The following is an 11,432-nucleotide window of genomic DNA, read 5'->3' as shown; positions in this document are numbered from 1 at the left end:
TTAACCTCCGGTGAGTGAAAAAACGTTTTGCTTGAGTTTGAAGCTATAGCACTCAAACAGCTAGACAGACAGTAAACCGTATTATTATTGTTGCCACGGCAAAAATCGCCCTGACGGCTATCCTATCCGTTAGGGTAATAACGTGTTACCAGTCATGGGGATATCATGCGCTGAGTCTGATTCCGTGCATGTTAGTCTTCCCACCGCGGTGGTAAATATCAATAATATGGTAGCTACAAATAATAAGTTTATTATATGTATTCAAACCTAAACATTAGGTAAACCATGCAAAACCGTTTGACCATTAAGGACATTGCCCGCATGAGTGGCGTTGGAAAATCCACCGTTTCACGGGTTTTGAATAACGAGGGCAGTGTCAGCCCACTGACTCGCGAGCGGGTTGAGGCGGTTATCCGTCAACAGGGTTTTACCCCGTCAAAGTCAGCTCGTGCCATGCGGGGGCAGAGTGATAAAGTGGTGGGAATTATCGTCTCACGCTTGGATTCACCGTCTGAAAATCAGGCGGTGCGCACCATGCTGCCGCTATTCTATCAGCAAGGTTACGACCCGATTTTGATGGAGAGCCAGTTTGACCCCAAGTTGGTCAGTGAGCATCTGCAGGTATTACAACAGCGCCATGTCGATGGCGTAATTTTGTTTGGTTTCACGGGCTTAACCGCAGAAATACTCTCGCTATGGCAGGAGAAAATGGTGGTATTGGCGCGCGAATATGCGGGTTTTTCTTCGGTTTGTTATGACGACGAGGGCGCAGTGCGGTTGCTGATGGATAAACTGCGTCAGGCCGGGCATCGCCATATTAGCTACATCGGCGTGCAACCTACGGATGCCACCACCGGCTTGCGTCGTCATCAATCTTATCTCGATTACTGCCAGCAATATGGTTTGACGGCGACTGTTGCGCTGGGTGAATTGAGTTATCAAAGCGGCTTCCAGCTCGCACCACAAGTGATAAAACCGGATACCTCAGCATTGGTCTGTGCCTCTGATACCATCGCCATGGGGGTAAGTAAGTACTTGCAGCAGCAAGGACAGCAAAATATCCAAGTCTGTGGTATTGGCAATACGCCGCTGTTGAGTTTCTTGTTTCCTAATAGCCTATCAGTGGAGCTGGGTTACGGCAGTGCCGGTGTGCAAGCGGCACAGCAACTGCTTGACCAACTGAATAATCACCAATCTATTCAACAAATTATCATCCCCGGTCAATTGGCTTGATGCTATTTTCCCTATCGTGATGCTCTCTGCCGCCTCCTGTTGAGTGGCAGGGCGTTGTGGTAATGACTGATTTCCGATGAATAAATGCACAAAAATTTGTCAATTTGTGATCTTGAACTCAAATAGGGAACGTTCCCATTCCATAAAAATAAATACCTAGCTAACATTTAAATAGCTAAATATTTAATTAAATATTGTTTTTTATCACCGACGATTATTTTTAATTTGTTTTTTTGGGCAAGATAGTATGGCCGTATTTTTGTAAAAAACATTATAATTCAGTACCCTACCCCACCTTTACGCAAGGTATGTTGAAATGAGCAAAGTCAAACAACAAGATATCGAACAATTGATCGTACTGGTGGGAGGCAAAGAAAATATTGCCACCGTCAGCCACTGCATTACTCGGTTACGTTTTGTGTTAAATGACCCGTCGAAAGCCTTTGCCAAAGAGCTAGAAAAGCTGTCGATGGTCAAAGGTTGTTTTACCAATGCCGGGCAATTTCAAGTGGTTATCGGGCCGGAAGTCGATGATTACTACAAAGCATTGATTGCCAAAATTGGTCAGAATGAAGTGGATAAAGAGCAAACCAAACTGGCCGCACGGCAGAATATGACCTGGTTTGAGCGCGGTATTTCTCACTTTGCCGAGATCTTCTTTCCACTGTTACCGGCGCTGATTAGTGGGGGCTTGATCCTCGGTTTTCGTAATGTGATTGGCGATATTCCGATGTCGGATGGCAAAACGCTGGCGCAAATGTACCCGGCGTGGAAGACCATTTACGACTTCCTCTGGTTACTGGGCGAAGCCATCTTCTTCTACTTGCCAGTGGCTATCTGTTGGTCAACCGTCAAAAAAATGGGCGGCACGCCAGTATTGGGGATTGTATTAGGGATTACGCTGGTTTCTCCGCAATTAATGAATTCCTATCTGTTGGGGCAACAAATTCCTGAGGTATGGAACTTCGGTTGGTTCACCATTGAAAAAGTGGGTTATCAGGCGCAGGTTATCCCCTCTATTCTGGCGGGGTTAGCACTGGGGTGGATTGAAACCAATCTGAAAAAAATTATTCCTGCTTACCTCTATTTGGTGGTTGTGCCGGTGGTTTCCCTGCTGTTGGCCGTCTTCTTGGCGCATACTTTGATTGGGCCATTTGGCCGCATGATTGGTGACGGCGTGGCGTGGGGGGTAAAAGCGGTGATGACCGGCAGTTTCGCCCCTATTGGCGCGGCATTGTTTGGTTTCCTGTATGCGCCGTTAGTCATAACCGGTGTGCATCAAACTACACTAGCCATTGATATGCAGATGATTCAGAGCATGGGCGGCACACCGGTTTGGCCGCTGATTGCTTTGTCTAATATTGCGCAGGCCTCTGCGGTGCTGGGTATCATCATCATTAGCCGTAAGATTAATGAGCGCGAGATCTCAGTCCCCGCGGCGATTTCAGCCTATCTCGGTGTGACGGAACCGGCCATGTACGGTATTAACTTGAAATACCGCTTCCCGATGTTGTGCGCCATGATTGGCTCTGCACTGGCGGGCCTGATTTGCGGGCTAACTGGGGTGATGGCGAATGGTATTGGAGTCGGTGGTCTGCCGGGTATTTTGTCCATCAAACCCCAGTTTTGGGCGATTTATGCACTGGCCATGCTGGTGGCGATTATCGTGCCGCTGGTATTGACCATCTTGGTTTATCAACGCAAAGACCGCCGCGGCGAATTGCCGGTCTGAGTCCGGATATCCGCCGGAGGAGATGCTGTGGCGGAGTTAATTTCTCAATGAATAAGAGTCTGCTATGAATAATCCTATCCCTTGGTGGCAAAACGGCGTCATTTATCAGATTTACCCGAAAAGTTTTCAGGACAGTACTGGCAATGGCTACGGTGACCTAGCGGGGGTGACGCAGCGCTTGGATTATCTGCAAAAGCTTGGGGTTGATGCCATCTGGTTGACACCGGTTTATGTCTCGCCGCAAGTGGATAACGGCTATGACGTCGCGGATTACTGCGCCATTGATCCGGCGTACGGCACCTTGGCTGATTTCAAGCATCTGGTCGCACAAGCTCACCAACGGGGCATTCGTATCGTGATGGATATGGTCTTCAACCATACATCTACTGAACATGAATGGTTCAAAGCATCACAGAACCGCCACAGCCCTTATCGCCAGTTTTATATTTGGCGCGATGGAGAGGGCGACAATTTACCCAATAACTGGCGCTCTAAATTTGGTGGCAATGCTTGGCAATGGCATGCCGCCAGTGGTCAGTATTATCTGCATTTATTCGCCACCGAGCAGGCCGATTTGAACTGGGAGCACCAACCTGTTCGCGATGAACTCAAAAAAGTGTGCGAGTTTTGGGCTGATATTGGTGTGGATGGTTTGCGTCTGGATGTGATTAATCTGGTGTCTAAGCAGCAAGACTTTCCTGACGATTTTGACGGTGATGGCCGCCGTTTCTATACCGATGGCCCCCGTATCCACGAATTTTTACAGGAAATGAGCCGCGATGTATTTCAACCCCGTGGCTTAATGACAGTCGGTGAAATGTCCTCCACTCGCCTGGAGCATTGTCAGCGCTATGCGGCATTAGCCGGGGATGAGTTGTCAATGACCTTTAATTTCCATCATTTGAAAGTGGATTATCTTAATGGCGAAAAATGGTCATTGATGCCGGCGGATAGTGTTGAGTTAAAAAAGATTTTTAACCAATGGCAGCAAGGGATGCACAACCGCGCGTGGAATGCGCTGTTCTGGTGCAATCACGACCAACCGCGCATTGTGTCGCGTTTTGGTGATGAAAGCGCGCTGCGTTTGCCTGCCGCCAAAATGTTGGCGCTGGTGCTGCACGGGATGCAGGGCACGCCTTATATTTATCAGGGTGAAGAGATTGGCATGACCAATCCAAACTTCAGCTCTATAGATCAATACCGTGATGTTGAAAGCCTGAATATGTTTGCTGAATTGAGGGCGCAGGGGCGTGATTGTGACGAGTTATTGGCAATTCTGGCGACTAAATCGCGAGATAATGGCCGTACCCCTATGCAATGGGATAGCAGCCACAATGCCGGGTTTAGTCAAGGGACGCCGTGGATTGAACCTTGCCATAATTATCATGAGATTAATGTCGAAACTGCATTGGCAGATGCCGACTCGGTGTTTTATACCTATCAATATCTGATAGCGCTGCGCAAGCAACATGACGTGTTCACCTTTGGTGACTATCAGGACTTATGCCCGCAACGTGCTGATTTATGGTGTTATTTACGTAGCTGGCAAGGTAAGCAATTGCTGGTGGTCGCCAACCTAAGTGATAAGCCGCAACCCTGGCGGCCGGCAGATATTGCACAAGATGGTCACTGGCAGTTGTTGCTGAGCAGCTATGGCGAAAGCACCTTCCAGCCACAGGAGATGACACTGCGGCCTTATGAGGGCGTGTATTGGTTAAGGGATTAGTATTGCTGGGATGATTTGTTTCATCCCTTGATTACTCGCCGAGTTTTAATGGCGGTAACTGAGAAAAAATACTCAGCAACCCTTCCCCCCAACCTTTACGGATCATCATAAAATAGGGGTGATCTTCCGTGATCCGGTATTGCTGGGCGGTGCTGAAACTGTCTCGTGGATAGATAATCACGTCCAGTGGCAACCCGACTGACAAATTACTGCGCAAGGTTGAATCCATTGAAATCAAAGCACATTGCATGGCTTGATCCAAGGTTGTATGGTAGCCCAACACGCGGTCAATAATGGGTTTACCATACTTGCTTTCACCAATTTGGAAGTAGGGCGTGTCTGGTGTGGCTTCAATAAAATTGCCTTGCGGATAGATATGAAACAGCCGCAATTCTTCACCTTTAATTTGGCCGCCCAATAATAGGTTACAGCTAAAATCAGTTCCGCCGCTGTTTTGCTGCGCACCACTGTCCCGATTAATCACCTCCCGCACCGTTTCACCCAATAGCGTGGCTGCTTCATACATCGAATGCACATTCATCAGGTTGGTTTGTTCGGCGTCTAAACACCGGCGTTGTAGCAAACTGACAATGCTCTGTGTGGTGGCAAGATTGCCCGCACTTTGCACCACCAGCGTTCGCTCGCCATCTTGCTGAAATAGATGCAATTTACGGAAAGTGGAAATATGATCCACCCCGGCATTGGTGCGGGAATCAGAAGCAAACACGAGCCCGGATGACAGCCGCATGGCCACACAGTAGGTCATAATACATACCCTTATCTATTAGGTTATTAGCCGTCAGCAGCAGGTTTATTGCGACATATCTTGTCGCGGGTTAGCTAACATATGCACAGCAGCAATGGTTTGCATATCTTCATAACCACCGCCCCGGCGAATACCGCGCACCGGGCAGGCATCCAGATAATCTATACCAACGGCCAGTTTTAAATGCTGATTTGGCTTGCAGGTATTATTAGTGACATCAAAACTCTGCCAATGCCCATTCAGCCACACTTCTGCCCATGCATGGGTCGCCACATGACTGGAGGATTCTGTATAAAGATAGCCGCTAACATAGCGCGCCGGAATATTTAAACTGCGGCAACAGGCGAGAAAGACGTGAGTGTGATCCTGACACACCCCCTGTTCGGCGGCGAAAGCTTGCGCAGCGCTGTCTTGTACTGTGGTGGTGCCAGGGCTGTAGGGCATTTTAGCCAGTAACTCCCCCATCATTTGAGTCAGACAATCTAACTGAGCACCTGCGCTGGTAGCCCCCTGACAATACCCTAAAGCAAACTGGCGGATAGCGGCATCCGGTTGGGTTAGCGGGCTGTGGCGTAGAAACACCAGGGGCGAGAGGTGGTCGCCACTGTCATCTTCGACATTATCTTCAATCTCGACCACCCCCTGAGCTTGTATGGTAATGGCCTGATGCGGCTTATCCAATGTCAGCACATGCAGCACATTACCAAAGGCATCAGTGGTGCAAATGGCATTTTCCGGTAAAGTTAATTGCCAAGACAAAATCCGCTGATGGGCTGAATCTTGCGGGGTCAGGCGCAGATACTGCGTGCTGTGCTGCACCAATTGAGCATAAGTATAGTGGGTGCTGTGATCGACATTCAGTCTCATTGGACCTCCAGATAGGTTTGACGGATGCTGTCAGATATAGCATTTATCTGGCCTAAAAAATCCATCAAATAGATGTGCAGGCCATCGGCCATGACATCCGTGATGCTGCTAAAACGTAGCTCGGCCAGCAAAATACTGACCAAACGCCGCGGCTGGTTGGCAACCCCGCCAATTAATGCCAACTGCTGTTCCATATCGTTGACGCAAGCCAATAGCGAGCGGGGGATTTCATTGCGTAAAATCAGTAACTCAGCAATCGCCTCGCGGCTCAGTTGCTGCTTATATAAACTGTGGTAAGCCTCGCGGGCGCTGACGGCCCGTAGCAGGGTGTCCATCCGGTAATATTCGCGCACCGGGTCATCGTCGCTATCCAATAATTGATTTTTGACATCTAACAGGCGGGCGGTACTGTCCGCGCGCTCAATCAAGGTGCCCAGCCGAATAAAATAGAGTGCATCGCTGCGCAGCAATGTGCCATACACGGCCCCCCGGAACAGGTGTGAGCGCTCCTTAACCCAGTCAAAAAATGCATCAATCCCCGCGGCACTGATCCCCTGGCGGCGCAACTGCTTCATCTCAATCCAAGTGGCGTTAATGCTTTCCCATACTTCAGACGACAAACTGCCGCGTACTGCATGGGCGTTATTCCACGCCATCTGTAAGCAACTGAAAATACTGCTAGGATTGTTGCTGTCGAGCACGAAAAAGTTCAGCAGGTGGGTCATGGAAACCTGCGGATAGTGCTCAGCAAACAGCGCCTGAGTATTACTCAAGCTAAGGGGCACCAGTAAATCAAAATTCACGCGACTGCTGCCGGGCATCATCGATAATCGGTTAGTGACATCCAATACCCGGGTAATATTTTCTGCCCGCTCGAGGTAGCGGGCCATCCAATAAAGTTCACTGGCTGTTCGGCTTAGCATGCATCATCCTCCAATACCCAAGTGTCCTTGGTTCCGCCGCCTTGTGAGGAGTTAACCACCAGCGAACCTGCGCCCAGCGCCACGCGAGTTAATCCGCCGGGAACCAAGCGAATCTCTGCACCAGATAAGGCAAAGGGGCGCAAATCAATGTGGCGTGGGGCTAGCCCACTGTTAACAAATGTCGGGCAGGTGGAGAGCGCGAGAGTTTCTTGCGCAATATAGTTTTGCGGCCGTGCCAGCAGTAATTGGCGAAATTGGCCAATTTCAGCTTGTGTCGCCGCCGGGCCAATTAACATGCCATAGCCCCCAGCACCATGAACTTCTTTCACCACCATTTTCTCAAGATTGGCTAATACATAAGAAAGTTCAGCCGGTTGGCGGCATTGCCAGGTGGGAACATTGGCCAAAATAGGATCTTCGGAGAGATAAAAACGAATCATTTCCGGCACATAGGGATAAATAGATTTATCATCTGCCACGCCGGTACCTATAGCATTGGCTAATACCACTCCGCCCGCCCGATAGACTGACAGCAGCCCTGGGATCCCCAGCATGGAGTCAGGGCGGAAAGCCAGTGGGTCGAGAAATGCATCGTCCACTCGCCGATAGATAACATCAATCTTGCAAGGGCCAGCGGTGGTGCGCATAAATACCGCCCCTTCTTTGACGAACAGATCAGCACTTTCGACCAGTTCGACCCCCATCTGCTGAGCCAGGAAACTGTGCTCAAAATAAGCACTGTTAAAGCGGCCAGGAGTGAGCACCACGACGATAGGATCATTAACTGGCGTGCTCTCGCGCAGTGTTTGCAACAGATGGGAAGGGTAGCGCTCAACCGGTGCAATGCGCTGTTCAGCAAACAGTTCCGGGTAGAGCCGCATCATCATTTTGCGGTTTTCCAGCATATAAGAGACGCCGGAAGGTGTGCGCAAGTTATCCTCCAGCACGTAATAAAGGCCATCACTATTACGCACCATATCCACACCAATAATGTGTGCGTAGGTGTCTCGATGCAAATTCACCCCTTGCATACAGGGCTGATATTGGTCATTAGCCAGCACTTGCTCGGCCGGAATAATGCCAGCTTTGAGAATATGCTGATTGTGGTAAATATCATGCAGAAATGCATTTAGCGCCTGAACACGTTGGCGGATGCCACGGTCAAGCATCTGCCATTCGCTGGCGGGAATAATGCGCGGCACACTGTCGAATGGAATTAACCGCTCCGCGCCGTCATCGTCACCATACACATTAAAGGTAATGCCCACTCGATGAAACAGCAGTGCAGCTTCCTCGCGTTTACGCGCGATGGTCAGCTGATCTGCGGCTTGTAACCATTGCCAGTAGGCGTCGTAATGGCCTCGGTGTTTCCCCTCAGCCAGTAACATTTCATCGAAAAATCTGGATACGGAAAGGTCGATGTTCAGCATTATCACCTCGCTAACAGAACAGGCTGTGTATGAGGTAACGCATAAACTGTGCCAGCTCTGCAAACAGGCAAAATCAGGGGGATTAGAGCGATTTCAGCACTATTTGGGTGCAATTAGTGAGCAGGGTGCTTTATGACTGAGCAGAGAATTCCCTTGGCCGGCTGATGATGGTCTGCAATGGCGCATGGAGAAAGAGAGGGGAAATTGGCGGGATAACAATAAAAAACGGCCGGTCATCACCAGCCGTAGAGGCAACAACAGCAGAATTAACGGCGTACTGCGATAGCTTCGATTTCGATTTTGACATCTTTTGGCAGACGGGCGACTTCCACACATGAGCGCGCAGGGAAAGGGGCATTATGTTCTGCGAAGAATGCTTCGTAAGTGGCATTAACAGCACTGAAATCATTCAGATCTTTAACAAATACTGTGGTTTTCACGATATCGGCAACTTTCAGGCCAGCCGCTTCGACGATAGCTTGCACATTTTCCAGTGATTGACGCGCTTGAGCGGATACGTCATCGGCTACCAAGCCCGTTTTAGGATCAACCGGGATCTGGCCGGAAGTGATGATCATGTTGCCCAGATCAACACCCTGGACATAAGGGCCAATGGCGGCAGGGGCGAGTTCTGTGCTGATAATGCGTGACATGTAGACTCCTGGTTTACGTGTAATGGTCGGGGTAAGAATTCTCTCCACCATTATAAAGATGAGGGCGATTACGGCAACCCACTCGGACGAAGTTTGCTGATAGCCGGCGGCTGTAAATATTTACGGACAGCCGTATTCATCCGAGTTGGGAATGAGCCAGTTTGTCGTGTTAATCCGCTTGTAGCACCACTTGGTGATCGAACTCTTTCTCGCAATATTTGCATTTCAGGTGGATTTCACCCTGCATGGCCTTCACTTTAAAGCTCGAGTCGACGGGCTCGTTGTGGCTGATACAGTTGCTATTTGGGCAGGTGAGGACAGCATCAATCTGTTCTGGCAGGCTGAGTGTCAGCTTCTTCACCACTTCGTAATTATCGATGCGGTTGACAGTGGCATCCGGTGCATACATCGCTAATTGGTTGGCTTGTTGCTCTGTCAGGAAGGTATTTTCTATTTTAATTAGGTCTTTACGGCCTGAGCGCTTAGATGGTAAATTCAGCCCGATGGTAATGCGCTGGTCAGTCGCGGTCAGTTTGAACAGCGACAACAATTTGAAACCGATTTGCGCCGGAATATGGTCAATCACGGTGCCGCATTTAATCGCTTCAACCTGTAGTTTGTAATCCTGAGTCATGTTCAATCCCCTTAAAGAGCCAATTCTGCGTTTAATACCAGTGCCAGCAGCGCCTGACGTGCAAAAATCCCATTACCCGCTTGTTGGAAATAGTAGGCATAAGGCGTTTTATCAACATCAGTGGTGATTTCATCAATACGCGGCAGTGGGTGCAGCACTTTGAGATTATCTCGTGCGCCATTCAAATCAGCCGCGCGTAGGACAAACTGCGCTTTGACGTTCGCGTATTCAGAGGGGTCAAGGCGCTCTTTTTGTACGCGGGTCATATAGAGAATATCTAGTTCTGGCACCACTTCTTCAATGCTGGCATGCAGGCTGTATTCGATACCTTTTTCTGCCAGCATTTCCAGGAGATAAGCTGGCATTGCCAGTGCATCCGGGGCGATAAAGAAGAAGCGGTTGCCATTGAATTTAGCCAGCGCTTGTGTCAATGAGTGCACTGTGCGGCCATATTTTAGGTCACCGACCATGGCGATATTGATGTTATCCAGCCGCCCTTGGGTTTCCTGAATCGTGAATAAATCGAGCAGTGTTTGAGTGGGGTGTTGGTTGGCCCCATCCCCGGCATTGACCACCGGCACATTCCCCGAGAACTGGGCGGCAAGACGGGAGGCTCCTTCTTGCGGGTGGCGCATGACAATAGCATCGACGTAAGTGCTGATGACTGACATGGTGTCGGCCAATGTTTCGCCTTTCTTGCCCAAAGAGGTATTGCTGCTGTCAGAGAAGCCGACAACGGATGCGCCGAGGCGGTGAATGGAAGTTTCAAATGATAAACGGGTGCGGGTGGAGGCTTCGAAAAAGCAGCTGGCGATCACTTTGTGTTTTAACAACTCAGGTTGCGGATGACTTTTTAGACTGGCGGCCGTGCGCAGCACCAGTTCCAGCTCTTCGCGGCATAAGTCATTAATTGAGATGATGTGCTTGTGATACAAGGGGTTGGCCATGTGCTCTCTCCTCTGTGGTTACCCGAGATCCCGGGCTACCTTCATTTTTAATCAGTTGTCATGGTGTTGAATGTGGCGTCGATCAGTAGACAAAAAAAAGCCCCTCAATTGAGGGGCCTTTCAGGATCGGTGTAGCAACGGGAGAAAGAATGGCAGCTGGCTGCCTGCTGGCAGTCTATTTTGTCGACCATCAATCGGGTCATTTTCAACAAAACGACGATGTTGGGCAAAATCCAAGCAACTTTTCATCATATCTCCCGGCAAATTGTGGCGAATTATACTCGCGTGGGATTTCTCTGCAAGAGGGAAACGCCGCATTTTTTATGATTAGCAAACGATTACTTAGTGTGTTTTGATTTGCAGTATCTTTAATTAGGGGGAGTTGCTCGACTGCTCAAATGTGTTTTTAACATCAAAACCTAAAACTATGGTTTTGGTCTTGAGCGCAATCAGGAATTTTGCCGACAAGGATGGAGGGGAGAGTGAGCGGGGCTTGGGCGGCCCGACTCGGTTGAGGTTCA

General features: G+C 49.4%; 11 protein-coding genes. 4 read left to right on the top strand and 7 right to left on the bottom strand.

Annotation, left to right across the window (positions count from 1 at the left end; all coding sequences use genetic code 11):
• The first annotated feature begins 285 nt into the window (after positions 1 to 285).
• The 3 genes from treR (at position 286) to treC (ending at position 4,691) form a co-directional block, all read left to right on the top strand.
• Positions 286 to 1,233, top strand: coding sequence for a trehalose operon repressor TreR (gene treR, locus D5F51_RS19905; RefSeq protein ID WP_129198669.1), 948 nt, complete (start codon positions 286 to 288; stop codon positions 1,231 to 1,233).
• Positions 1,234 to 1,549: 316 nt separating this feature from the next.
• On the top strand, positions 1,550 to 2,965 hold the full coding sequence (gene treB / locus D5F51_RS19900; protein ID WP_129198667.1) for a PTS trehalose transporter subunit IIBC: 1,416 nt from the start codon (positions 1,550 to 1,552) through the stop codon (positions 2,963 to 2,965).
• A gap of 64 nt (positions 2,966 to 3,029) precedes the next feature.
• Entirely contained in the window at positions 3,030 to 4,691 is a 1,662-nt protein-coding gene (treC, locus tag D5F51_RS19895; protein WP_129198665.1) for an alpha,alpha-phosphotrehalase, read from the top strand.
• Positions 4,692 to 4,722: 31 nt separating this feature from the next.
• Here treC and D5F51_RS19890 read toward each other — a convergent pair whose 3' ends face one another.
• From D5F51_RS19890 to pyrB, 7 genes are all read right to left on the bottom strand, one after another.
• On the bottom strand, positions 4,723 to 5,457 hold the full coding sequence (locus D5F51_RS19890; protein ID WP_025376861.1) for a proteasome-type protease: 735 nt from the start codon (positions 5,455 to 5,457) through the stop codon (positions 4,723 to 4,725).
• 45 nt (positions 5,458 to 5,502) lie between these two features.
• A complete protein-coding gene (locus D5F51_RS19885; protein ID WP_025376862.1) occupies positions 5,503 to 6,324 on the bottom strand; it encodes a transglutaminase family protein in 822 nt (273 codons plus the stop codon).
• Positions 6,321 to 7,247: an alpha-E domain-containing protein gene (locus D5F51_RS19880; protein ID WP_129198663.1), complete on the bottom strand. Its 927-nt coding sequence runs from the start codon at positions 7,245 to 7,247 to the stop codon at positions 6,321 to 6,323. The genes D5F51_RS19885 and D5F51_RS19880 overlap by 4 nt, the downstream gene beginning before the upstream one ends.
• Positions 7,241 to 8,677 (bottom strand): circularly permuted type 2 ATP-grasp protein, encoded by a 1,437-nt coding sequence (locus tag D5F51_RS19875; protein ID WP_129198661.1) that lies wholly within the window; start codon positions 8,675 to 8,677, stop codon positions 7,241 to 7,243. Before D5F51_RS19875 ends, D5F51_RS19880 begins: the two co-directional genes overlap by 7 nt.
• A gap of 266 nt (positions 8,678 to 8,943) precedes the next feature.
• Positions 8,944 to 9,330 carry a 2-iminobutanoate/2-iminopropanoate deaminase gene (ridA, locus tag D5F51_RS19870; protein WP_025376865.1) on the bottom strand — a complete coding sequence of 129 codons (387 nt, stop codon included), beginning with the start codon at positions 9,328 to 9,330 and terminating at the stop codon, positions 8,944 to 8,946.
• A gap of 169 nt (positions 9,331 to 9,499) precedes the next feature.
• The gene (pyrI, locus tag D5F51_RS19865; protein WP_025376866.1) at positions 9,500 to 9,964 is read right to left on the bottom strand and encodes an aspartate carbamoyltransferase regulatory subunit; all 465 of its coding nucleotides are present in this window, start codon (positions 9,962 to 9,964) and stop codon (positions 9,500 to 9,502) included.
• An 11-nt stretch (positions 9,965 to 9,975) separates the two neighbouring features.
• Positions 9,976 to 10,911: an aspartate carbamoyltransferase gene (pyrB, locus tag D5F51_RS19860; protein WP_129198659.1), complete on the bottom strand. Its 936-nt coding sequence runs from the start codon at positions 10,909 to 10,911 to the stop codon at positions 9,976 to 9,978.
• Between the two features lie 149 nt (positions 10,912 to 11,060).
• Here pyrB and D5F51_RS22530 point away from each other — a divergent pair, with 149 nt between their 5' ends.
• Complete coding sequence (locus D5F51_RS22530) at positions 11,061 to 11,267, top strand: hypothetical protein (RefSeq protein WP_162301802.1); 207 nt, start codon at positions 11,061 to 11,063, stop codon at positions 11,265 to 11,267.
• Positions 11,268 to 11,432 lie beyond the last annotated feature (165 nt).

The sequence above is a fragment of the Yersinia hibernica genome (assembly GCF_004124235.1).
Taxonomy (GTDB): Bacteria; Pseudomonadota; Gammaproteobacteria; order Enterobacterales; family Enterobacteriaceae; genus Yersinia; species Yersinia hibernica.
The sequence above is the reverse complement of the archived record's forward strand: the minus strand, read 5'-3'. Positions and strand labels throughout refer to the sequence as shown.

Excerpts from the sequence above, each read along its gene's own strand:
- treR (WP_129198669.1), top strand. The coding sequence starts at position 286 with ATGCAAAACCGTTTGACCATTAAGGACATTGCCCGCATGAGTGGCGTT.
- treB (WP_129198667.1), top strand. The coding sequence starts at position 1,550 with ATGAGCAAAGTCAAACAACAAGATATCGAACAATTGATCGTACTGGTG.
- treC (WP_129198665.1), top strand. The coding sequence starts at position 3,030 with ATGAATAATCCTATCCCTTGGTGGCAAAACGGCGTCATTTATCAGATT.
- D5F51_RS19890 (WP_025376861.1), bottom strand. The coding sequence starts at position 5,457 with ATGACCTACTGTGTGGCCATGCGGCTGTCATCCGGGCTCGTGTTTGCT.
- D5F51_RS19885 (WP_025376862.1), bottom strand. The coding sequence starts at position 6,324 with ATGAGACTGAATGTCGATCACAGCACCCACTATACTTATGCTCAATTG.
- D5F51_RS19880 (WP_129198663.1), bottom strand. The coding sequence starts at position 7,247 with ATGCTAAGCCGAACAGCCAGTGAACTTTATTGGATGGCCCGCTACCTC.
- D5F51_RS19875 (WP_129198661.1), bottom strand. The coding sequence starts at position 8,677 with ATGCTGAACATCGACCTTTCCGTATCCAGATTTTTCGATGAAATGTTA.
- ridA (WP_025376865.1), bottom strand. The coding sequence starts at position 9,330 with ATGTCACGCATTATCAGCACAGAACTCGCCCCTGCCGCCATTGGCCCT.
- pyrI (WP_025376866.1), bottom strand. The coding sequence starts at position 9,964 with ATGACTCAGGATTACAAACTACAGGTTGAAGCGATTAAATGCGGCACC.
- pyrB (WP_129198659.1), bottom strand. The coding sequence starts at position 10,911 with ATGGCCAACCCCTTGTATCACAAGCACATCATCTCAATTAATGACTTA.
- D5F51_RS22530 (WP_162301802.1), top strand. The coding sequence starts at position 11,061 with ATGGCAGCTGGCTGCCTGCTGGCAGTCTATTTTGTCGACCATCAATCG.